Here is a 23,602-nt window from a genome sequence, read left to right on the forward strand (position 1 = left end):
AAACAGAAAAGCACCGGTGTCCACCATGTCCATTTACCCCAGGTTGCGACAACTCTTGTCCTGACGGATTCTCAAGGGGTGCTCTTTATTGTTTGCAATTCGCCTCCCTCAACAAACATGCTGTTTCAAAAATGCTGAATAAAAACGGAAAGAAAATGATCCATCTGGTCCTCTGGCAGGCTATTAATCCCAGCTGCGGCGGCTCTTCCACCACCTGTGGGAAAGAGACGGCAGAGTGTGTCCGCACCTGTCCGGTTGACAAGAGGCGCTCGGACACTTACCCGATAACTGCCGTCATCGTTGACAAGCAGGGTTGCATGTGCCTTTTCCGGTGCCTGTCGAGCAAGCTGATTGGAAAAGACGCCCACAATTCGTCGGGCCCAGGCAGCATTGGGCAGCTGGTAGACTCTTCCTGTCTGAGCGTCCTGCAGTGGCCCTAAATTTTGTGCATATTCCATATCCTGGGCATACCCTTCTTGCAATGAGGCCAAGGTAGTAGACTGCCGGTAAAAATCAAATGGATCGCGGTAGGCATGAACCTCAAGAAAAAGCTCGGCTGGTGGAATATGTAGATCCTCAAGAGTAATGCCGTAGCCGTTATAATTCAGCAGATGGCCAATTTCGCGCAACTGGGTCACCTGTTGCTCACTCAAACGCAGTTGAGTGGCCTTTTCCTGTGCCACTTCATCAAGATTATCACCAAAGGCACCGGCAATGGCCCATAATGCAAACCTACCTTGCAGAAGGGAATCCGCAATAAGGGAGGTGCAGGTCTCGGGGTGGGGGTCAATATGTGTTGTAAGCTGAGGAGAGAATGGCAGGTCGCCACTGAAGTGATGATCTATATACGTTATCTGATTATTTTGTTGAAGAAGCCGTTCTACTGCGTTTCTGTTTCTATCAAAGGAGATGTCCAACACCGTCACCTGAGCATTTTCCACAGTAAGAATCTGCTGCAGGAGAAGCACATCTCGCTTCACGCCTGTAATAAGTCGCGCTTGCGGCTGAGGCGTGGCAAGTCTAAGTTGATGCAAAGCGCAAATACCATCTGCATCGCCGTTAAAGACATCAATATATTTCATAAACTGAGAAGAAAAACAAAAGGGATCATTTAAAACCCAGGCAGATCAAGCCCTAAAGGATTACCGATGTTTGCCAGCCTAAACATGAGCATATAGGTCTGATCACCGTCCGCACGGTTAGTTAAAAATTCAACAGACCAGCATGCCGGTTGATAGAGGAGGCGAAAGTTCTCCTCAATGGTCGATTCGTCCTCGATGGAGCGTTCAATTCCATAGCCCACTGCAAAGTTGTACGGCAGAACCACCCAGGCATCAAGACTGATTGAATTAGTATCTTCAGTATCATCGTACTTATAGTCAGCTGACAGATAATCCCCCCGGTTGCTTTTCAGATCCACTTCAACGGTATGGGCATATGCACCTTCCCCGTAAACGCCGATCTCTGACTTATATTTGAGCCGTACCTCCTCCCACGGATAATACCCCATCTCAAGATTGATGGCGGTCAACGGCGTATCTGTCTCGTCGCTGGTAAAATCATATCCCTGATAGATTTTAAAATATCCATAGTCACGGTCATATTTACTTCCATCACGGTCCCCATAAATATCAAAGAAGTTATTGATCCCGTAATAGATGATATTTTGATCAGCTATACTGTCTACACTATCCAGATAGGGGAGGTCATCCTGGTCATCGTCTGAAACATAGTCATAGGACACATAGGGGCGAAAGGTATGACTCCAGGCATAAACATTGCCTATATCAACATTGAAATCACCAATCATGGTTGTCCCAATCTCAGCACCTGCATCGAAAAGTAATCGATTCTCAGTATCTCCATCTGCAAACCCATCAGGGTTGATGTCTTCATCACTCTCATCCCCCCCTAATTGTACGGCATAGAAGGTATCTCTTACCCCGACATTAACGGTTGTCTCCAGATAACGACTAAGCGGAACAGCCATGTTCAGCTTTGGGTGGACATCAAATCGATGGGCTCCGACCCCTTCTTCACGATAATAGTTGACATAATCAGCATCCCAGGAAAAATCGATCCCGCTGTTATCATACACAGATAAAAGTCCGGTATAAGACAGTGAAGGGAGTTTCCACAATCGCGACGGACTACTATCGCCCAAATCATCAATTGCCAGAAATTCACCCTGCAATGAAGATCCATTGTCAAAGGAACGAAGGATCTCTAAAGAATTTTCTCGATAGAGTGATGTTTTATTCTGAAAACCACGACCAAAAACATCAAGAAATCGATTTTGGGTGGTTGTGAAGCCGGTCATACCGGTATTAAACTCTGTTAAATAATCTTCATCAGAGACAATGTCCAAATCTAAACGGGTAGTCCACAGACCAATGTCCTGGTCAGCCTTTCCTCGTATCCAATAACGATCTTTATTGGTGTGCGTATACCCAGTCTCTTCATAATATTCTGTCTGCGACGGATCGCTTAAATCATCAGACAGGTAGTTGGCCATCAATGCGCCTTTATCGTTCTGATCTACAACATAGCGAAATTCGCCACCAAGCATCATTCCCCTTTCAGCCAAATATTGAGGATAAAGGGTGATATCACTGTTGGGGGACAGATTTATAAAAAACGGCAGTTCAACACCAAAGCCATCCCGGTCAGAAGTAGAAATAGAAGGGAACAGAAAGCCTGTCTGTCGTTTACGTTTGGCCGGCAATATCATGTAGGGCGTATATAGTATGGGTACACCTTTGACCCTGAAAGTAGCATGCTTTAAAAAAGCATACCCACCATCAGTGATTTCCGCATCAGCAGCGGCAAAACTCCACGGTGGGGTTTCGCCATCTTTGAGCTTACAGGTGATGATCCATCCGTCTTCTATGTGGTAGGTCAAGTCGCCGGTCTTTTCAACCACTCGTCCCTCAAGGTGCATGTCTTTATACTGGCGCAGGACAGTAGCGTTTTCAAAAGTACCGGTTTCATCTTCCAGGTCTACCACCCCTGATTCGGCACTTAATTGATCCGGTCCAACATCTATGAGCAGATTCCCGCGAGCCTTAACCCGACCAAGATCGGCATCATAGACCATCCAGTCTGCCTTTATAGTGGTCAGCACCTTGGTTGTGGTCACGTCTTTATCAGCATCTTCTTTATCAGGAGTGTCCTGATCGCCATCAACGGGGGCTTTTTCGTCAGCACTCTTACCTAAAAGATCACTCCAGTCACTTTTATCTTTTTCCTTTTTCTTGCGGGTAACTGATTCCTTTTTTTCAAGCACCACGTTACCTTCGGCGATCACACTTGGTGGATCTTCATAACGAGTTAATTTATCTGCAGTTATCTCCCATTCTTGGGCATCAACCGATTCTGCATGACCAATCGCAGGCAATTGACTACATGGAAGAATAAGAATGAAAAAAAGGCTGATGATCGGGGACTGAAAAGTGAATTGTTTCACCTCGATCTACTCCTAGGCGTTAAATTGAGAATTAAAAGCTAGAACAACGACTTGTTCACACCCCAAGGTGCAACAGAAAATATGACTCCCGATTCATTTCATAACGAAATATTGCAAGACGCGCCCAGTGCTCAAATTAGGCAAAAAGATAGCATGGAAATCTGTTCGAATGTACGCGTACGGCCAAATTGTGTCAAGTTAAAAGTCATAGATTTGCCTTGCACAGCCATTGAATTTAGTTTAAGAAACGGCTGGTTGGAAGAGGAGAGCCTTCGGGGTTTATCTAATTCACCAGGGGGGTGAAAAAAATACCTTTAAAAAAGAGTAACAAGGCTCCTGACGGGTATCGGCGCAGTTCCAGGCAATATACTGTGAGCGCGTCCTTTATGCACAATACTTTCACGATGACCTACGCAGTGTTGCTTGCCCTCTATTACTTGCAGAATTGCACAGGCTCTTCCTCCGTCTCCTGCCCAACGACCCCTTTTCATGCATAATAGGCATGATCCAGTAAATACATATTGGCAGAATACCGCTATTGGGGCACAATACGGAAAAAGAATACACTGGAAAGAACTGTTTTTTTGTAAACTTAAGCGTTCTTCTCCATCATTGATTAAATAAATGCGCCTTTCCTTCCCTCACACTACGACAAACATAGACTTTTTCGAAGGAAAAGCGCAAGAGGTCACTCAAAACGACATCTCTTAATGCATATCCAGGGATGAGGAGAGAGAACGCATACCTCCTTTTGCCAGGGAAACATTGATAACTGCAAAGTGGCCTAAACCGGCATTGAACTAAGCTGTAATCAAAAAAACAGACACAACTTCGGAACCATAGCCGGCTAGTGGTAATGGTTCTGAAGAAATTGTAAGGATGACAAAAACGGCGACGATACATATGCGCCGATTTAAATGAGGCCTTTGTGAAAAAAGGTCCCTAAAAATTGAGCAACTTCCTGAACTACTCGCCAGGGAAAGTGCACCTGAACACACCTTAATCGGAAAAACAATTATTTACAGAAAGCACTGTTGGTCACCACGTCACCAACATACTTTTTCCAAGACAAAGTGTATTCCTTGCCCTGACCATTACGAGCAGTTAAGTATCTGTGGATACTTTCCATGGTAAAAGAACACTTTACTTCGAAATGACACAACGTATCCAGGGAAATGTTGCTTGTTAAATCAAGCCCAGGATCAAGAATGACAGACGACGAAAATAAAACCCCTCAAGAACCCAAACCCACTATCAGAAAAGCTACCACCGGGGCATGGTGGAAAAGCGTCAGCGCCACCCCCCGGAAAAAAACCACTCCGGAAAAAAAAGTTCCATCCTCCCCTCCAGCTCCCCTCTCACTACCGGTAGAGCAGGAAGGAGAGCAACAAGAAGCATTTACGGTTCCAGATAATGCTGAGCCGGACATATTCACCCCTGCTCCTGCCGCACCGGCTATAGAAACAGCAACCAAAGCAGAGGCAACAAAAGAACGTAGCGCCGATAGTATTGAGACAACCGATTCCGGTGTGCAAACCAGCGAACAGCCTTCTCCTCCACCAGCAATAGAGGCGGAAAAAAACGTAGAAGAAACAAAAAAACAAGCTGTTGTTGACAATAAGGTAGCTGATTCCGATATCAGTATCACCGAGCCGACATCCATTTCACCAACTATAGAAGAAGAAAACAGCCAACAAGAAACGAAAGACCCCATTGCTGAAGACAAGCAGAGTGTTGATCCCGGCACAACAAATACCCAGCTGAGTTCTGCCGACCAAACTCTAAAGGCAGAAAAAAAGAATGACCAAACAAAAGATCCCATCGCTGATGATAGCGATATCTTAGAGTTTGATGTCATAACCACTGAAACAGAACTATCGGTTGCCCTAGAGGAAAAAGCTGAAAAAACCAGCCCCCGTAAACCAAGCCGTAGCAAACAGGGAAGGGGCAGAAAGGAAAAAAGAGTAGAAAAAGAGCAAAGTATCCCGCCAGAGCCTACTGTTTCCGCGAAACTGCTCATCAATGCCGAAGAGCCTGAAGAGTGTCGGATTGCGCTTATTGAAGAAGGTCGCCTTGAGTCCTATCATGTAACAACCGTTTCCCGTGAGCGAACAAAAAACAATATCTACAAGGGAACCATCGTTTCCATTGAGCCCAATCTCCAAGTCGCTTTTGTGGATATAGGAACAGGCCGAAACGGATTTCTTCCCTTCAGTGAAATTCATCCTGAATATTTCAGGCAGGATGTGAGCGAGCAAAATCGCAGGCTTATTGCCCAACATCAGTGGAAAAAACTGAAAATTGAGGATGTTGTCAAAAAAGGTCAGGAAGTTCTTGTCCAGGTAGTTAAAGAGGTGACGGGTAATAAAGGAGCCAATATAACCACGTACTTGTCACTTCCAGGTCGTTTTCTGGTTCTCATGCCCGGCAGTGACAGCGCAGGTATCTCCCGTAAAATAACCGGTGAGGAGCGACGCTCCAACCTGCGGCAAATAATGAGTAGTTTCACGATACCGGAGGGGGTAGGCTATATCATCCGAACTGCAAGTGTCGATATTACCAAAATAGGGTTGCAAAAAGACCTCCGCTTCCTACTGCTGCAATGGGAAGATATCAAACGCCTAGGACAGACAAAAAATGCCCCTGCATTAATCTATGAAGACGAAGACACGGTTACCCGTTTCCTTCGCGATCATTTCAGCCCTGCAATCAAAGAAATTACAGTCGATACTGATCAGTCGTACGAACGTGTTACAAATTTCGTCAAACTGCTCCCGGTCAAGCAGAAAGATGTAAAAATAAAAATGCACCGTGGGGCCAAGCCCATATTCAATCAGTTAAACATCGAAGAACAGATTGAATCTATTTTCAAACCGCAGGTTGCGTTGCCATCCGGCGGATCCATTGTCATTGATCCTACTGAAGCGCTGGTTGCCATTGACGTCAATTCGGGTCGTACTTCCAAAAATGCCGATTTCGAAGAAACCATCTTTCTCGCCAATATGGAGGCAGCTGCGGAGTTGGCACGCCAACTTCGGCTGCGCGACCTTGGCGGCCTTATCGTGGTCGATTTCATTGACATGCGAAATAAGAAACATATCCGTGAGGTTGAGAAACAGGTCAGAACCAGCATGAAGCGTGACAAGGCCAAGGTGGATACCAGCAAAATATCCAGATTCGGCCTTATGCAGATATCGCGTCAAAAAATGGGCGCACCTGTTGAGAAGGCAAGTTATAAAACCTGCCCCCATTGTCAGGGCCGAGGAGTAGTTCGTTCGGTAGAGACGCAGGCATTATACTATTTAAGAAGGATACAAACAGGCATCAGCCGCAAAAAAGTCGATAAAGTGGAATGTAGACTGCCGCTGGAAGTTGCCCAGTACCTGCTCAATAAAAAGAGAAACGAACTCTGTGAGTTGGAACTCAAACATAGTGCACTCATCGACATTTTACCTATTGTTGAGATGCGACCCAACGACAACCAAATAGATTTTGTCAAAAATAAACAAAATGTCGACAACGAAAACTAACATGGCCGATATTCTTTTCTATAAAAGACAAAAAGGCATGCTCACTAAAGAAAAAACTTGCACCTCATCCAAAACCAGGGTATATCCTCCTTCACTTATGCGCCAGTAGCTCAGCTGGATAGAGTGCCGGACTACGAATCCGTAGGTCGGGAGTTCGAATCTTCCCTGGCGCGCCAGTAATCCCAAGGGGTTAAGTCATTTTGGCTTAACCCCTTGTTTTTTGCGTGTGAGAAAAAGTGTGAGACTTTTTTCTCGCAGCCTCATAATCGCGCACCGCCTGTTTCTCTAATTCAGAAAAACTGTGCAGATATATTTCTGTCGTCCTTCTATTCTCGTGGCCTAAAATTTTTTGTATTGCTCCGATAGGCACATTTACACTGTCCATCAATGACGCCCCAGCGTGTCGAAGAGCGTGATACCTGAAGTAAGGCACCCCTGCCTTCTCGCAAAGATTCCGCATCAGATATTTTCTGTCCTTGTATGGTCCTTCAGCCCAGTCATTTGTCTTGGTGCTGAAGTATCTGTGCCAGAACACCCACGGGCGGTCACCTGCACGCCTCTGATAACGAGCTGACAAAATTTCATACACCTTGTCCGTCATCCAGATACGTCTTGGGGTCAAGTGCCCTCCTTTCTTCTTCCGTGTATAAAGCGTGATGTATCTATCGTTAAGATCAATATCATCCCATACCAACCGGTTAATCTCACTAACACGTCCCATTGTCTCGCGTATAGTCCAGAGATAATCTTGCGTGTCCTGGTCTGCAACAGCGATTACTTTGTCGATATGCTCTACAGGGGGGATGTATTTTATACGTTTCTCAACCGGTAAAAACGATATATCAGCTACTGGGTTATGCGATATAAGGCCTTTCTTTAGCCCGAAGTTAAAAGTGGCCTTTAGGTAACGGATTTCCTTATTGGCCACGTAATGCGAGACTTTACTGCGCTCAAGGACGAACTGTTCAACCATCCTGGCCGTAATCTCACTACAGGCATACGATTGCCACTCTTTAGCCCATCTCCTGGCCATATAAAGGTATTCTTTGTAATGCCGTTCGGAATTGTAGGCTTTCACGTAATCCAGCCTTTCATTTACCAGCTCAAAGAAGTCCGTGTCTGTCGGCAGTTCCATTATTGGAGCTGGATTTAGTATTATTTCCCTCCTTTGTGCTTCGGCTCGTTGAGCCTCCTTTTTGGTTTTGAATCCTGCTTCTGTGTAGCGGATTCCTTTCAGGGTGAAGTCGTACCTCCACCGTTTGTTTCTGTTTGAATATACGCTCATAAAGGTCTCCTTTTGATGGAAAAAACAGAGAACCTCCGAGCTTCACACCGCCAAGCTCCTTCCAGTTTTTATACACCCACGATGTACTTTTCTGGAAAAAGCTGGCTACCTCATCAGGAGTCATTATCTCCGGTGTGGATTGTTTGTCAAGGTTTGTGCCCGCCATCAAGCGTCTCTCTGTTGTCCATTCACTCTTGAATTTCTTGCCTCTACTATTGGATGGCCTACAAAGTTTGTAGGTTTTGAAAAAAAGTGACGTAGCAGCAAAAAAAGTGTGCAGGTGGGGGTATAATCCCCCACGTCTGGCCTAATAATATTGATAGCTACTGCTGGTAATTATCAGGATTAACAGGATAAATTGGCAGGGCAGAGGTGATGGTGATACTCCTGGTGCCGGATTTGGCGAAAGTAAGCAGCACACCCTTTTCACGTAGAAATGTCACAGCGCGTTTTAATTTACGTGAAAGGACGTTGGCTTGTTTAGGCCAGAGGTTTAAGCGTCTAACCTCGTCACTGGTATAACCATTGAGGGTTTGAAGCAGTTGGGTCGCGGTACCAGTCCATTGAGGAAACTGTGCCACCATGGCAATCACAGCAGATGCAACTGGATCTGCTTCGATAGCTTCATCTATGATTTCTGCCCGATTGCGCTCGTAGGCTGCAAGAAAACTATTTGGAGGTATTGGCAATGCTGGCTCTGCAGCAACCACCCATTTGGCAAAATCAGCCATTCTTGGGAGAGAAGTCGGGGTGGGATTGTTTTCATTCTGGAGAGCAGTAGAAAGCGCTGTGCAAAGCCCACCCAGTATATCAGGGTGAGCCTCAGCAAATGCTTTTTGAAGTTCCTCCTCTGTACGACGCAAATTTTGGGGAATAGGTACCGTATTGATGAAGATTGTCCTGTCGCATAAATCCTGCCTACCATTTAACCCTGTAATACCGTTGAGGATAATGGGACGCATAATGTTGAAGCAGGTTTCCTCATCGTCAGTGAATAAGGTCCGCTTGCTGAAACCGCCCCCAGTAGCCATCCGACAGAGAATATCCGATGCCGAATGGCTAATTGAAGAAATATTATCAAAGGCTAGTACCTGGCTCCGGAGAGCGGAAATGAGAAGATTTTCCTCACCGCTGGGCATACTTGTGATTACAGGCAAAGAGGGGTCAAAAATGTTCTTCAAAAGTCTGCAAACACTACTCTTGCCGGAACCTTGTTCCCCCTGGATGCACAACACCGGATAAGGGCCATTCGGTTTTAACGCCATCAACAACCAGGCAAATATCAGATACAGGTGGTCTTGGCTCTCCAGGTTAAGGAAACCGGCTAATCGTCCTAGTTGTCCATCTTTCTTAGGATTAGGCAAGGACTGCATTTTAGCAGGCCGTGTAAAATAGACCGGAGATTGTGAAGCGTGAATAATTTCCCAACCATTTTTAGAGATTTTCACCTGCTCGTTGGCCGAGTTTGCAAGGTCAAGGTAAATGTCACCTTCGTGTTGGGCGATACGGATATTTGCTTCCCGCTCGACACCTTCAAGTGCCTCAAGCTCAAGTAGGATTATTATGCTTTTAATGTGATTTTGTTGGGGGATTTTTCCTTTGAGGCTATACAGCGCTTTGGTGACGAACTGTCGGAATTTTTTACTGTGAAGAGTTACTATTTCAGGCGTGCTGCCACCATTGATACAGGCATAGGCAACGTCAATAGAGTTGTGGAATACTTCTATCTGGGACTTGAGGAATTCAACTGCTGGATCTTTTGGGGTGTCGTTTTGAGTTGTTTCAGGTGTCATAACAGAGTCTCCTGTGGTGGAAGAAGTTACAGGGAGAACCAGTCTCTCCCCTCTGTTATGAGATGGCCTACAAAGTTTGTAGGTTTTTTGATGAGTGGTGAAATATTTTACCGAATGGCTTACGATAAAAATTATATTTTATAATTTCATATAGTTAATGGTGTAAAAAAATCATATATGCCATTTGATATTTGTGTCTATGGACCTATAGGAAATTCGATTTGCATAGTGATTTATTGATTTTCTGAAATGAACAGCAACGTCCAAGTAATCTTCCTTTGCCATCCACTTAATCGTATCTTTTATTGCCTTGCCAATTTTATTCTGAACCTTTCTGTACTCTCCACGCACCTTTTTCACTTTGCCGTTACCATGGTGTGACTCTTCAAAATAATATATATGCTCTTCAAGCTGTTCTCTTAAAATTTTCTGGCGGTCAAAGTCACCTTCTTCTATGGCATCGCTCAATTTATTCTTAAGTATTTCCAGCTCTTTCTGATAAAAACGACTCGCAGTTTCATCTATGAAATCATATGATTCTGTACCATCTATACCCTGAATCGCCTCTAAGAATTCATAGTTATCTGCGACAGAAGCAAGACCATTCAACAGGTCAAGTTGCTGGTGAGTAAATTCCTCGTTCTGATTACAAACCAAAAAATAGATATACTTGAAACCGCTTAATTTTTTTTCTGAGAGCTCTTTATTGTTGAAACGAATTTTATATTTGTTGCCGATTTGGTAAAAGGCATAAGCAGCCTCTTTTCTCAAACCCTCTTTGATTGCATGGTGATAGCCTTCTACGTAACGCTGTTTAATCTTCCATAGACTGGAATACGACCAACATGCTCTCCTGACGTTCCACAAGCCATCATTGAGATAGCTATCAATGAAATCATCAGCTGCACCAGCTAAATATTTCTTTGCGTATTCCTTGTTAGAATTTTCCGCAAGCTCCTCAAATACGTCGTCATGGTTGATCCCCTCTATTTCGAGGTTTGGAACCGCATCATGAAAGTGTTCATCTTTCTTGACGCCAAGAAAGGGGGCGTTCTTTTTCCATAGAGCCTTACGTAATGAATCAACATCGGAGTCTTCCATGACCAATTCTTCTCCCAATTTGTTATTTAAGGGTATTGGTGCTAACAGGGAGGTCGAGGGAGACGGGTCTGATATTAATACTTCATGGAAGGTACTTGTTTTTTCCAAATTACAAGCGGGGTCTTTGGCTATAAATACAACATCATCACCAGACTCAAGGAACTCCATCTCTTGGCGAAACATCCAGCAAAGCTCCTCCACTGAGTCGATTAAGGCATTGTCCCAAATATACCTTGGAAGCATCCTGATCCCTGATTCTCTTTCGAGAGCTATTAGCTGCTCTGCCCCATCGGGATCCGTCCAAAAGTTATAGAAAAATGATCCTACTGGCTCCGCGAGACCATATACATAGGGAGACAGCAAATTCATGGCAGCGATCTCACCAAACGGATCTAGTCTTTGTTCAATTATACGCATCGACTTGTTGTCTTTATTAAAAGAATAGTTGCTGCTCCTGAGAGTATGCTGCAACACATCTGAGTTGCACGATGGCGATGAAACATAGGGTGAAAAATACCTTAAAGGTTGGCTTGTTGTGCGCCCCCGAAAATTAAACCATTTGCAAATCTCAATGATACTATCAAGGGCTTCTCTACCGTAATGAGCGTAGGTTGTTTTCAGGCAGGATGGGCATGTAGTACCGACATAACCACCATCTTTGTTTTGGAGAAAAAATATGCCGTATAAAAAAATAGCATACTGAAGGTCCTCTGCCTCTAGCAGATTCCTCTTGCAGTCATTACAAAAAAATACAGGTTTTACGGCTGTCATTACCCAGTCTCTTTTTCGGGAGTCATTTAATATCGTCCAGACCGCCCTTATCGCCCTATTGGACGCTGAGGACGATTCGGACGATAATTTTCGGACATGCCAATATCACTTGGCATAGGAAAGATTATAGCAGGATGCTCTGCAATCACCAAACGGCTGGCTCTATTTTATAACAGGAGCAAAGCCGACAGCACGCTTGTATTCGTCTGCCATTGCTCGTTCAAGCTTCCTTACCCTGGTGCTTGAGGCAAGGCATCAGGGTTGGACTTTGCGACGCAGGGGGGGGGGGTAATTTGTAAGTGATTCCCTTGCTGCCTGTTCGACTTACTGTACCACTTCAGGCAGTGCATCTTTAACAGTTGGCCTGAACACTATGACAGCACTCGGAAAAGGCGCGCTGTTCTTACTATTGCCAAACTTCAAGCGTCCCTTCAGGAAAGATATCTCACCCTTTGCAGCATAATTATGCCACCACTTGGTATCTACCCTGGCAGGGACAAGACAGACAACAGTGGCCCGTTGTCTTTCGCGCTGGTATATGCTTTCTCCATCCAGCGTGAGATTTCCCGACCATAGGGTGGATTCATCCAGCAGGTACCCAGCCATTCCTGTTTCAGTCCATCTTGTTCAGGGTTGTAAAAATTGTCACATTTCGCATTATCAGCGACTGCGCACACATCAGTTTGAAACTTAAATCTCGCATTGAGTGAATTGTAAAAATCTTGTGGGGTAGCCCACATATCAGTCTTACTAGAAAAATGTACATCTTTGTTCATATCATTGAACTCCTTCGATCGTTATTGTTAATGATATTGTCATCACATGGCTATTGATTAAGCTTATGTGAAAACAAAACGAGGCCAGCTCCCAGAGGTAACTGGTATTATTATTTGTTGAGGATGATACCTCGATACTGATTCCTCAAATGAATCAATAGAAAATAAAAAAAGCCTGCGAGCATATGCCCGAGGCCTCCATTGGTACTACTTTAAAAAACTATTTTTTTTCATTTTTTTAAAAAAATATTTCCGATTCTACCTAGTAACAGACAATATCTGTATCAAGGGAAAGGTTATTACTGTAGTTTTAATCATTACTTGAAAAGTAGAATTCATATCCATTACTCAATAATACTGGTTTGAAAGCTATTTGTTTCAAGTACAACTGTTTAGTGTATTGATCATAATTTAGCTTACGATCACGAATAGTATTCCACTTAGACTCCATCCCTAAGATTACCCTTAGATCTTCTATTCCGAAGTGTTCTATAGCTATCAGTAGCAATTCTTTATGCTGCAAGATATTCTCAGGACTTTCCTTTTCCGGCCGCATATCAAGCCAATCTTCAACTTCTTCATATGAGAGCAGAAAATTTATATTGTTCGGATCACATAGGTCCGCCTTAGGGCTGATTCCCTCAGCAATTGACCTAGGTTTATGTCTCTTTAGTAAGTTGTTTATATTCAAATATATATACTGCAGTATCCATGTTGATAGCGAATGTGCTAGGTCATATTTTTGCCAGTGTTTTTTGTCCATATATGCGTAAAACATCTCATCCACGACATACTCATTGGTTTTGTGAATGAGTGTCTTCTTTACATGGTGCGGCTCATGCTCATAGGAGCTTCCATGTAAATACCCGCATAACACGCGAACTTTCTTCCTTAAGGATCGAACCTTGTATCCTTTCCATGTTTTAGAGCAGAGTACTGCCCAAAACAGCCTATGATGCTTTTCTAAATCTTTTTCCATATACTTAACCTATTGTTAATATAATACTTTTTTATTTTAAATACTTGGCAATACCTACCCGACACACCCATCCACAAACATCCACAAACATTCTGTGTTAAATGGCTAAATTTTATCACCAGCTGGAATTGGAGATGGCGCAACACACCTGGACAGACTTACCTGGTGACTCGCTATGACATTTTCAAATGCGTGCAGTTACGGCAGACGACAGAACACCACACCAACAACATTGCATGTAAAGCAAGATGATTATTGTCAGAGCAGAAGATGGGGAATTTTTTTAAGGGGAGAGATCCACCTAAACTAGTTATATTTTTTGCTAAGGTTGCTGAGGACTTTAATGAGCACACCTTTCCATCCTTGCATAATTCATGTGTGTTAATGATGGGAGAATGAGTTTGGACAGATGGGCGATACGGTCAGCATTCCCACATTTATATGAAATAGCGTATCCCAGAAAGGGTGATGTAGGTTGGCTGACTGATTGTTATACTATTGCTTTAAAACGCATCTCATTTCTCTTTGCAGCCTTCTTTAAGAAAGTAAAAATGGCTGGCAAATCTTCTTCTTGAATCTTTGTTATTTCTATTCCTCGGGAAGCACCTTGTCTGGGATGAAGCATCCATAAAATTAAGGAAACCTCTGCGTGATTAGCGGTAAATCTAAATTGACGACCATTACAAATAGGACAATCAAGCACAATACCCAATCTTTCACATTTCTCTTTGACGCATATGTCACGACATAAACCACGATATAAACCACGATATAAAAATGGAAATTTTATATGTGTATCAATATCGTTAATCTGCTCTAGTAATGGTTTTTCTTCAAAGATGGCGTCATAGCATCCATTATCCCATAGAGCATCTATATCAGCTTGAGATAAGGAATATTTCCATGCAACATTTCCATCAGTATTCTGATTCCATTTATCATTTAACATTTTTGCTTCTGGGCTCATCCCTGTACCACCGCAAGATTCGCATTCTATATTTTTCCTACCTACAGAGAAGTAAAAATGTACCACCTCGTTTAGATGATCAATATCCCATGGGCCAAATTCTTCCCAGGAATCAAAAACCATAGAAGAGTTCCAATCATATTTTTCTGTATATGGCATCCCATCATCACCAGGTCCCCAGCAACAATATTCAGGATTAAGTTTCAACAAATCAAGTTGCCAAGGTTCGGCCTTTAATCTTTCATAATTAATTGGCAAATCCAAACATGTGGCACCTCCATAGTCCATGTCATACGATTCTCTTATCATTTAATTGCTCCTAATTGACTCATCAGTCAAATGATAGAAATAGTTGCCAGTCTCTTTGTAGTATTCAGGTCCATTTGGGTGTAAGTGATTTTTCTCCACACCATTACCGACTAAAACCACCTCATCAAGTTCGCCTATTTTGTCTAATTCAGGGAGGGTGAGTGTTGGGTAACCAACAATCAGATTAACTTTCATTTTATTCATATACAGCTCCATTTTTTAATATTTAACGTATAACTACATTTGCATTTTTTTTAATGATCGAACCTTGTATCCTTTCCATGTTTTAGAGCAGAGTACCGCCCAAAACAGCCTATGATGCTTTTCTAAATCTTTATTCATTTCGATAATCCATTAATAATATTATTTTTTTTGATACAGCATGAGTGACAACACCAATGCACATACCCTCCCAAAGTGATCCTCTGTTGGATGGCTAACCTTCAGCAGCCTCAGGAGATGGAGGGAGCGCAACACTCCATTCCCAACAACATCATGTGTAAAATCAGTTGATTATTTTCAGAGCAAAAGAAGGAGCGTTATTCTAGGTTGAGGAGGTGTTGATGTGCTAAGAGCCCTACGAAGAGATAAATCCTGAACTCCCATCTCCACAAAAAATTATGTGTTGCTTTGATGGGGTTTCTCTTCGCTAAACGATATATGCTCACCCCCTGCACCACCTTCCCATCAACATATGGTGTGCCGGAGCCTGATTTTAGAGAATTGATAGCAGAGAGTTTTGCTAGCACGAAGCGCACCCAAATCCAACCACCCCATAATCATCCTGTTTTCACAGTCAGGAGAATTAAGCTGCAAAAGGCTACGGATGTGAGACAGGTACCAACTTCCATTCCCATAATCCCCAGCCCACCACCCAGATCACATTTATACTGACCAGGCTGTAGGCACAGGCAATACCCTTCACTTTCCCGATAAATTTCTTGTATGAATAACGCTATGGTAATACTATGAGGAGTGGCGGATTGTTCATAGGATTTCAGATAGTTGCTATGTTGTGGTAGTTTCGTTTTGTTAAAGAATAAGGGATTTTTTATGGCTCGTCGTAGGCAAAGTGGGTTGGATATCTTGGTTGAGATTGTCTCGTATTTTCATTGGGGCATCGGCGTAGCCCTTGCTATCTCTGCTTATTTGTTTCTGCACTGGTATGCTGGACAGGAACTGTATGTGGCTAAAGATATGAGTGAGATTAGCAGCGGTATGCTCTCCGGCGTTTTTCACGGCTTGGCTGGTGCAGGGCAGTATCTTTTTCCCGTTGTCCTGCTTTTTGCTGCTGCAACGTCCTTCTTCAATCGAAGAAAGCGCCACAACCTGTACGAGACAACACAAGCCAGCTCTTCTGTAAATCCTTTGGATAATATGTCCTGGCAAGAGTTTGAGATGCTAGTTGGGGAGCACTTCAGGCGTGAAGGGTATGGTGTTAGTGAAACAGCAGATGGCGCAGATGGTGGCGTTGATTTAGTCTTGAAAATAGATGGAGCCACCTATTTTGTCCAGTGCAAGCAGTGGAAGGCATACAAGGTTGGGGTAAAGACTGTTCGTGAGCTTCTCGGAGTAATGACCAGTAGAGGTGCTGCTGGTGGGTATGTGGTAACCTCCGGCAGATTCACTGTCGATGCGGAAAAATTCGCACTGGAAAATAATGTTCAGCTTATAGATGGTGCGCAGCTGAAACGTATTATCACAAAGACTCCCCCGCCACAGCCCTGGACACAGGTACAAGATACTCCCCTTTGCCCAAAATGCGGTAGTGAAATGATAAAGCGGGTAGCCAAGAAAGGTAGTCGTGCTGGTAAGCAGTTCTGGGGATGTTCGAATTTTCCCAAATGCCGTGGAACGATTTCGATAGATTGAATAACAGTTTTTTCGGAGTGAGCTATGAGCAGTGCCAATTTTGGTCGATTACAGCGGGTAAAAGATATTAGAGAGTAGTGAGCTGATAGAGAAGTTTATAGACGAACACCTGCCCAAGATTGCCGATGCCGATAATATTCCCGATGAGTTTGAGAAATTCTGGCAGGAAGAGAAAGTGCTGGCTCTGGGTAAAATCTGCGAAGAGGAGAACCTTGAAATATGGAATTTATCGAAAAATGGGATGGGAAAAAGGTTGGAGTTGCTCGGAGTAAAGGAGGGGTCGTAGCAACAGTAGATTATAAAGATAACTTGGTTGCTTCAGGTATTCGATTATGGCCTCCTCCTGAAATCGTACAAAAATTATACAAAAGCAACCAGCAGAGACATTTTGCTGACGAGAATGGTAACGAGGTTACTCGGCATTTAGGTTATTATTCCGACCTTCAATCGTTACACAGTGAAGACGCCATAACTTGGAGTATCTTTGGGCCTCTCATTTACAGCTCGGCACACAAGAGGAAGGCCTTTGTTGAAGAACTCTTCGATAAAATAAATGTACCGTTTAATGGGAGCGCTGAACCCTGTATCTGGTTATGGAGACGATATCCACATCCAGATTCTTTGGTTTCAGGTGGCCCTGAAATTGATTTTGCCATACAAACAGATAAAACTCTTCTGCTTGGCGAAGCCAAGTGGTTATCAAAAGAAGGCAGGTCTCAGGGCAAGGATAAAAACAAAACGCAATTTGATATTCGGAAAGATTTTATTACGAAATATGGCCAAAAAATGTATCCTCAAGTTTCGAGCTTTGTAATCCTTGGGCTCGATTTGGATCAAAGTCTATTTCAAGAGCGGGAAGAAGAGAGCGATGATTTTGACCTTCATCAAAAGTCTGCAACTTGGTCAGATTTATGCCATCTCGCAAATCATCCCTTACAAAAAGAATTGATTGATTATCTATGTTGGAAATTAGCTTATTCCCGTATTCGAGAACCAGCCCCCACTCCAGAAGAACAGCAAAAAGCTATACGTAATTTTCTTTTAGTTGCAGAAAAAATTATAAATTTATCTCCTGATGAGGTGAGTGTTTTTTCTCCGGCCGAAGTTGGCGAACTTTTATCGGAGTTAAAAAAAAGCTGTTTGCCTGTTTCGCATCATGAGCACAAATCGGCTGTAGAATGTATTGAAAAAAAAGAAATTCTGTTCGATGCAAATTTATATAAAATACGTCATCTACTTGCTTTTTTATGTCAGAATATTCGGCAGAATGAAGGGAAAAATTGTTTATTGATGAATAGTGGTTTGATAAAAGATATTATTTCGAGGCTTTCTTATCTTTCTCGTTGTGAAGAATGCTAGATTAGCGGTCACCTCCCAAAATATGAGCATCGAATAGGTCTAAGTCGGCCGCCATGGTTTTCGATGGGGTTGTGCCACATGTCTAATCCTCAAGGATTATGTTGCATTCACGAGCTGTGCTTCCATATAAGGTCGTTGTCAGTATCGAAAAAGTATTGTTTTTGTCGTCCCTAGCGTCCAAATAGTTCCCCACTCTTCTTATTGCATCCATAACGAGGAAAGCCTCCCTGTTATATCCAGAAAACCTGTTGAGCAGTTTGCAGCAAATATGGTGACAGAGAGACAGGAGGTATAGGGGGCTAATTCGTGATTATGTGAATAAAGCCATAAGTTGTCAGCAGGGTTGTCGAAAAAGTAAGAAAGAAAAATAGGATGCACCCAGTATTGCTTTGAGGGGGTGACTTCTGAGCGTTACCTTTTTCATCCTCATCCAGCAGTAAAATCATATCATTAACGGGGGTGCCATCATCATCGAGTAGATCCAACGGGTCATCGCTAAAATCATTCATTTTGCCCCCTCGTTAATTCTGCATGTTGATAGCCAGCTTATATTTGGGCAGGACCTATCTCTTTATTCATAACGGTAAAAACTGGCGAGCTTCAGCGAGTCCGGTGGAATGTCTTGTTCAGATTTTGGCTCGCTGTCGCTTTCAAAATCTAACCTTATTCGTTAGGTAAAATTATTTATTATATTTCGTGCTTCAGTTACAATTTCAGCACTTAAACGATTAGATGCAGCAATAATTTCTAGCGCATCTTTTGCTCCACCTTCTCTTATAATCATTCGTGCATGACCAGTCCTAGAGTTACATGCCTTTCTTGTATATCCATTCTCCTCCTCTATTATGTCTGCAATCTCACTGTTGGACATATTGAAGTCGTTAAATATTCTAAAGTATTTTACAAAACATTCTTTCCCAACTGAATTCAGATATCTTACAAGACGCTTTTCATCCATTATCATCACTCGTTCTAAAGTTTTTCACTGAATTATTAATCCAGCATATTCATTACCAATCATTTTTGATATAGTGCTGCAATAAGAAAAATATTTAACACACTCGTTTGGGTTCATTCTTGATGTCCCAGGGTAACACAACGAAATGTATATTACTTTTTTTCCTGCCATAATCGCCGTTCTAGATAAGAATTTTTTTGAAACTTGATCAGCTCTATGTTTATCAAGCTCAATAACTATAAATAGATCCCCAACAGTGCCAACTATATCAATCGAATCTCTTATGTTTATTTCTGGTGAATACTCAGTTTGCCACTCAATGTCATTAAACTCGTTTTTTAAATGATCAGTTAATGCATGTTGAAATTCATCTATTATCTTCTTCTGTTCATACTGGGCCAGCCCCAGATGATTTGGGAAATATGCAGAACAATCAAAACATGACACGGTTTTCGTGAGACTCACCAGCAAATTATGGTCAGATGATATTTCATGTAAATGTGGTGTCATTCTAATACCTAACGTGGAGTTGAGCGGCGAGCTTCAGCGAGTCCGTCTCGAACGTTTGGTTAAATGCGTTTTTCAATTTTTGCTTTTGATTTTTCGATAAATTTCTTTGTCAATTCGAGTATTTTTTTATTGATGATATCAACTTCTTCCATTGTTTTGTGAGACACTATACTTTCATGGAGTATTTGATATTCTGACATAATTTTCTCAAACAAAGGATAAAATGTTTCGTCTTGTAATGTTTGTAGTTGAAACGATTGAAGCATTAACTTCGGGAAGAACTGTTTTTCTTTAACGGATTCAGCTTCATTATATAAATCAATTTCAAGTTGATTTCTTTTTTCAGGATACTTCTCTCCCATTTCGTGTAACGAGGCTAAACATATGGCCATTTCATTGTACATATCTCTCGCAGCAAAGATGAAAATAAGACACTCAGATAGTATTTTATTTTCATGCTTTTTCCTTTCTTTGAATGAGTCAAGCCATTTATTGATTAGCATTGTTAAAATGCCCATCAACCAACCAATTATTAAGTAATAGATTTCATTCATGCTTTTTCTACATTTAACGTTTAATAGAAGTCAGGCCTATTTTGGGATAATGTGCTTTACTCTTTGAATTTTTCTTTATTCGCGGAGCTCTTTAACAGTTGAAGACTTCATAGATAGTTCCAAGCAGGAGTTCCTGGTATGACGCAGAAGAAGATATTGCTAACCATCATTCGTCTGCCGTCTAATAGGATTTTGGGATTGTATTGTTGTTACCCTACGATCATTTTCGACCCAACTGTTCAGATTATACATCTTCTTTTGGTCATAAAACAGGGAAAACTGTCTGATATTACATGCCTAATTTGAATGGTAGCCCTGCGAAAAACCACTATGTGGTTTCTGTAGTTTTCTTTAGGTTGAAAAAATACTGTCACACCAGTCGATTCAAGTCATATCATCTCCCGCCTATGAGGGGAGGTCATGCCATATTTGCTGGTAAGGCTGATATGTGTAGAGCCAGAAGTGTAACGTGTGCAACTAATTACAGATTCTGGCTCGCTGAAAGCAAAAATACTCAAAAATAAAAAACTAATTTTTGTTGAGCTGGGTAGAAAAGTAACCTTAGGTTACACCAGTTGCACACAGTATGAACATTAATCCTTCTCCCACCATTCCGGATCGTCGTCCTCCGGCATGATAGGCTCATCATCCTGAAGTAACTGAAAGCGTTTGCGCTCCTCCTCTGCTATTTCTTCACCCAGCCCTAAAGCGATGGCCAATTCCTGTGCGCTAATACCGTCATCGAATATATCATCCATTTTGTGCTCCTGTTGTAGCTGACTTATGCCAACCCTGCGCTAAACATATTTTCTTCACAGCTGATGCTGGCCGTATCTGCCAATAATCCTCAAGCTCACAATCGGCTTCTATCCAGCCGTGTATTGTTAGTTGCTGAAGTTCGGAGAAAGAGAAGTATCCCCATTCAGCATTCTCGTAATCCCCGTTAAGGATAGCGAAGCCCCAGAAGGTATCTCGGCCATCATATTCGGCCACATACCAATCATGACCACCTATAAGAAAATGTAGGTGAATAAGTTTTTCTTTTAACGGGATGCTTTCAGTTTCATATAAACCAGGGATTTTAGCTAAACGTTGAGCTGTAGGTTGATTCCACATAATTATTCCCCCTAATATCCACATTCTGAACAAGTAATCTGAAGTTCTTTGCCGTTACGAATTGTGATGTCATTGCCAAGCACCTGGTTAAAGGTGATATGGTGTCCGCAGTCTAGTACGAATTTTTGCTGATTCAGTATGTTGAGTACCTGCCGTAGGGCCTCTGTAGGTTGGTATTGTTTCTTCTGTTGCTTGGTCATAGCTGTGCGTCCTCCAAATAAAAAGCCCCCTGGTAGTCAAACCAGAGGGCTTATTGATGATTGTTTCCAGACGTTCGGAAATCTTTTCCACGCGCGTGGAAATTTACAGATTGATTGCGCGTTTCTGGTAAAAATCTCCGAGAGTTGAACGATTGGCGGTATCCAGCGAGTCGATATACGAATTGATAACGCCGTTCAGCAGCTTATTTTTCTGCGGGAGGGTCAGCAGGTTGCTGCCTTTAAGAACGTCGGTGGCGGCCTCGTGAAAGCCCCACAAGCCATTGTCATAGACGTTGGCATACAGTTCGTTGAACTGATGAAACTTTGAGGCAGGGATAACGTTGTTCGCCATAATCTCCACCAGAAGAATCTTTGCAGCATCTTCAGTGAGTGGGTAATTCCGCAGAGACTCGTGCCAACTCTGGAATGCCCGTAACCGTGGCACCATCTGTTTCATCGTTTTGAACGCAAGGAAGCCGAGCAGGTCACTCGTTAGGCCCGACGTGTGGCGGCGGAGAGCTAAAAATTCTCCCGAGAACGCCATATTATCGCACACTAATACCCTGGTGCCAGCAGTTACCCCAAAAGCCATTGATCGGTTAAGACTGTTTTTGATGCCGATGCTCCATTTCATTTCAGGGGTTCCACTATCGAGATCCCACACCGAGAACATTTGATTTCCCTCGGCAGCAAGAACATACTCTTGTTTGATGATTTCGAGCCCAATGAAGCCAAGTGCTTCTTTAACAACCCTAATAACTTCACGGTGGTGGATGGGGTGATGCGTCCTGGTAAAAGGAACATCAGGCACTGCGATTACTTCGCTTTCTGATACACGATTTTTTCCTAACAATGCTGAACTCATAACAATCTCCTTAATGTTGAGTTGAAAAAAATAAAAAAAAGCCCTCCTGCGGCTGGCAGAAAAGGCTTTGAATTGATAATGATGTAGTTGAGCTATTAACGGCCCTGTATCCTGAATATGTACAAAGTAGCTTCCGGCAAAGGCGTTCCATTTACAGGACAGGTAGTAAGAACATCCACAAACAAACGCCATTCATCATCCCTGCTCATATCCAAAGAATCAGGACCACTATAGGGTGCTGCCATACACACGCTTATTTCGGATAAATCGAATAGTTCCGGCTCTACTGATTCCGGTGGTACTTGTGTCCATTTCATATCAGTCTCCTTAAACAGAAAAACCGCTACACCCAAAGGGCATAACGGCTACAAGGTTTGTTCTAATTGATTGGTTATTCTATATTATTACTACTACCATCTCTTACACGCCTTGGAGTATTCGCAATCAGCACACATCCATGAGGAACACGGCAGGAACACTTTGTTTTCAATGCCAGCAAGGACAGCCGCACTTAATTTGGCGAACCGCTTACGGGATTCTGGCCCACGGGTGGTGTTGTGTATCTCCAACTTTGGTGTCTTCAACTTCCTTAATACATCGAATCTGCACAGCACCTCGGCCCTCGGGAACACAAATTTTCCACAAGTTAGGAGGTAACTGTAGGCTGTAAGCTGCAGGTCATTATCAACCGATGCCTGGGATTTCGGCTGCTTGGCTGTCTTGTGATCCACGGCGATTAGGTTGCCCTTGTTATCACGCAACAGCAGGTCAATAATGCCCATCAACTGAATGTCCATCTCTGTGCCTTCGTGATTGTATAAAGGCGCAGATAATGGCAGTTCAACGCCTTCAATACGGTATCCTTCAAGGTTAGCCTCCTCGTGGAGCACCTGAAGCATCTTTTTACCCATGGCTATTGCGGTGGATGTGTCAGGCATATCCTTCTTATAAAGTACAGGCGCGTCAGTACGTTCCATGCTCTGAAACAGGCCGTTGATAAAGGTGTATTCCAGTTTGATTAGCGACGGCTTTTTACCGGTTTCTTTGATGCCCTGGTAGAACACTGAGTATTCCAGAGCAATCCGGCCACTGATTCCAGGGGATTCCGGCCGGTGATTCCATTTCATTCCGGCCACCCATTCCAATTGATTCCGGCCAGGGATTCCATTCGATTCCGGCCATCGTTTTCGG

General features: G+C 43.0%; 23 protein-coding genes and 1 tRNA gene. 5 read left to right on the plus strand and 19 right to left on the minus strand.

The window, feature by feature from the left end; all coding sequences use genetic code 11:
- Window positions 1-125: 125 nt before the first annotated feature.
- A complete protein-coding gene (locus JWH17_RS06305; RefSeq protein ID WP_205221745.1) occupies window positions 126-1,082 on the minus strand; it encodes an acetyltransferase in 957 nt (318 codons plus the stop codon).
- Window positions 1,083-1,111: 29 nt separating this feature from the next.
- On the minus strand, window positions 1,112-3,466 hold the full coding sequence (locus JWH17_RS06310; RefSeq protein ID WP_205221746.1) for an LPS-assembly protein LptD: 2,355 nt from the start codon (window positions 3,464-3,466) through the stop codon (window positions 1,112-1,114).
- 1,208 nt (window positions 3,467-4,674) lie between these two features.
- On the opposite strand from JWH17_RS06310, the gene JWH17_RS06315 reads away from it, so the two are divergent.
- Both JWH17_RS06315 and JWH17_RS06320 read left to right on the plus strand, forming a co-directional pair.
- Window positions 4,675-6,996: an Rne/Rng family ribonuclease gene (locus JWH17_RS06315; protein ID WP_205221747.1), complete on the plus strand. Its 2,322-nt coding sequence runs from the start codon at window positions 4,675-4,677 to the stop codon at window positions 6,994-6,996.
- A 99-nt stretch (window positions 6,997-7,095) separates the two neighbouring features.
- Window positions 7,096-7,172, plus strand: a tRNA-Arg gene (locus JWH17_RS06320).
- Between the two features lie 29 nt (window positions 7,173-7,201).
- On the opposite strand, the gene JWH17_RS06325 is transcribed toward JWH17_RS06320, so the two are convergent.
- The 7 genes from JWH17_RS06325 to JWH17_RS06355 all read right to left on the minus strand — a co-directional run bounded on the left by JWH17_RS06325 (window position 7,202) and on the right by JWH17_RS06355 (window position 15,181).
- Window positions 7,202-8,281: a tyrosine-type recombinase/integrase gene (locus JWH17_RS06325; RefSeq protein WP_205221748.1), complete on the minus strand. Its 1,080-nt coding sequence runs from the start codon at window positions 8,279-8,281 to the stop codon at window positions 7,202-7,204.
- Window positions 8,282-8,604: 323 nt separating this feature from the next.
- Window positions 8,605-10,074 (minus strand): AICE element replication initiation protein, encoded by a 1,470-nt coding sequence (locus tag JWH17_RS06330; RefSeq protein WP_205221749.1) that lies wholly within the window; start codon window positions 10,072-10,074, stop codon window positions 8,605-8,607.
- A gap of 171 nt (window positions 10,075-10,245) precedes the next feature.
- Entirely contained in the window at window positions 10,246-11,592 is a 1,347-nt protein-coding gene (locus JWH17_RS06335) for a hypothetical protein (RefSeq protein ID WP_205221750.1), read from the minus strand.
- A gap of 836 nt (window positions 11,593-12,428) precedes the next feature.
- Window positions 12,429-12,722: a DNA N-6-adenine-methyltransferase gene (locus tag JWH17_RS06340; RefSeq protein WP_232370938.1), complete on the minus strand. Its 294-nt coding sequence runs from the start codon at window positions 12,720-12,722 to the stop codon at window positions 12,429-12,431.
- Window positions 12,723-13,032: 310 nt separating this feature from the next.
- Window positions 13,033-13,701, minus strand: coding sequence for a hypothetical protein (locus JWH17_RS06345; protein ID WP_205221751.1), 669 nt, complete (start codon window positions 13,699-13,701; stop codon window positions 13,033-13,035).
- 490 nt (window positions 13,702-14,191) lie between these two features.
- Complete coding sequence (locus tag JWH17_RS06350; RefSeq protein WP_205221752.1) at window positions 14,192-14,977, minus strand: hypothetical protein; 786 nt, start codon at window positions 14,975-14,977, stop codon at window positions 14,192-14,194.
- The gene (locus JWH17_RS06355) at window positions 14,978-15,181 is read right to left on the minus strand and encodes a hypothetical protein (protein ID WP_205221753.1); all 204 of its coding nucleotides are present in this window, start codon (window positions 15,179-15,181) and stop codon (window positions 14,978-14,980) included.
- Between the two features lie 849 nt (window positions 15,182-16,030).
- On the opposite strand from JWH17_RS06355, the gene JWH17_RS23675 reads away from it, so the two are divergent.
- The 3 genes from JWH17_RS23675 to JWH17_RS06370 all read left to right on the plus strand — a co-directional run bounded on the left by JWH17_RS23675 (window position 16,031) and on the right by JWH17_RS06370 (window position 18,208).
- A complete protein-coding gene (locus JWH17_RS23675; RefSeq protein WP_232370939.1) occupies window positions 16,031-16,849 on the plus strand; it encodes a restriction endonuclease in 819 nt (272 codons plus the stop codon).
- 118 nt (window positions 16,850-16,967) lie between these two features.
- Window positions 16,968-17,135: a hypothetical protein gene (locus JWH17_RS24565; protein ID WP_369125045.1), complete on the plus strand. Its 168-nt coding sequence runs from the start codon at window positions 16,968-16,970 to the stop codon at window positions 17,133-17,135.
- Window positions 17,069-18,208 carry a hypothetical protein gene (locus JWH17_RS06370; RefSeq protein WP_205221754.1) on the plus strand — a complete coding sequence of 380 codons (1,140 nt, stop codon included), beginning with the start codon at window positions 17,069-17,071 and terminating at the stop codon, window positions 18,206-18,208. Before JWH17_RS24565 ends, JWH17_RS06370 begins: the two co-directional genes overlap by 67 nt.
- A 299-nt stretch (window positions 18,209-18,507) precedes the next feature.
- Here JWH17_RS06370 and JWH17_RS06375 read toward each other — a convergent pair whose 3' ends face one another.
- The 10 genes from JWH17_RS06375 to JWH17_RS06420 all read right to left on the minus strand — a co-directional run.
- Window positions 18,508-18,717: a hypothetical protein gene (locus JWH17_RS06375; RefSeq protein ID WP_205221755.1), complete on the minus strand. Its 210-nt coding sequence runs from the start codon at window positions 18,715-18,717 to the stop codon at window positions 18,508-18,510.
- A gap of 161 nt (window positions 18,718-18,878) precedes the next feature.
- Window positions 18,879-19,166: a hypothetical protein gene (locus JWH17_RS06380; protein WP_205221756.1), complete on the minus strand. Its 288-nt coding sequence runs from the start codon at window positions 19,164-19,166 to the stop codon at window positions 18,879-18,881.
- A 24-nt stretch (window positions 19,167-19,190) separates the two neighbouring features.
- Entirely contained in the window at window positions 19,191-19,676 is a 486-nt protein-coding gene (locus JWH17_RS06385; RefSeq protein ID WP_205221757.1) for a hypothetical protein, read from the minus strand.
- A gap of 59 nt (window positions 19,677-19,735) precedes the next feature.
- Window positions 19,736-20,230: a hypothetical protein gene (locus tag JWH17_RS06390; protein ID WP_205221758.1), complete on the minus strand. Its 495-nt coding sequence runs from the start codon at window positions 20,228-20,230 to the stop codon at window positions 19,736-19,738.
- Window positions 20,231-20,823: 593 nt separating this feature from the next.
- Complete coding sequence (locus JWH17_RS06395; protein WP_205221759.1) at window positions 20,824-20,988, minus strand: hypothetical protein; 165 nt, start codon at window positions 20,986-20,988, stop codon at window positions 20,824-20,826.
- Window positions 20,981-21,346, minus strand: a complete 366-nt coding sequence (locus JWH17_RS06400; protein ID WP_205221760.1) for a DUF2958 domain-containing protein — start codon at window positions 21,344-21,346, stop codon at window positions 20,981-20,983. Before JWH17_RS06400 ends, JWH17_RS06395 begins: the two co-directional genes overlap by 8 nt.
- Before the next feature lie 11 nt (window positions 21,347-21,357).
- The gene (locus JWH17_RS06405) at window positions 21,358-21,546 is read right to left on the minus strand and encodes a hypothetical protein (protein ID WP_205221761.1); all 189 of its coding nucleotides are present in this window, start codon (window positions 21,544-21,546) and stop codon (window positions 21,358-21,360) included.
- A 103-nt stretch (window positions 21,547-21,649) separates the two neighbouring features.
- Window positions 21,650-22,411 carry a hypothetical protein gene (locus tag JWH17_RS06410; RefSeq protein WP_205221762.1) on the minus strand — a complete coding sequence of 254 codons (762 nt, stop codon included), beginning with the start codon at window positions 22,409-22,411 and terminating at the stop codon, window positions 21,650-21,652.
- Window positions 22,412-22,506: 95 nt separating this feature from the next.
- Window positions 22,507-22,728 (minus strand): hypothetical protein, encoded by a 222-nt coding sequence (locus JWH17_RS06415; protein ID WP_205221763.1) that lies wholly within the window; start codon window positions 22,726-22,728, stop codon window positions 22,507-22,509.
- A gap of 93 nt (window positions 22,729-22,821) precedes the next feature.
- The coding region (locus tag JWH17_RS06420) for a PD-(D/E)XK nuclease family protein (RefSeq protein WP_205221764.1) at window positions 22,822-23,602 on the minus strand (781 nt) is incomplete at its 5' end.

This window comes from Desulfogranum marinum (assembly GCF_016918565.1).
In the GTDB taxonomy this organism is placed as follows: domain Bacteria; phylum Desulfobacterota; class Desulfobulbia; order Desulfobulbales; family Desulfobulbaceae; genus Desulfogranum; species Desulfogranum marinum.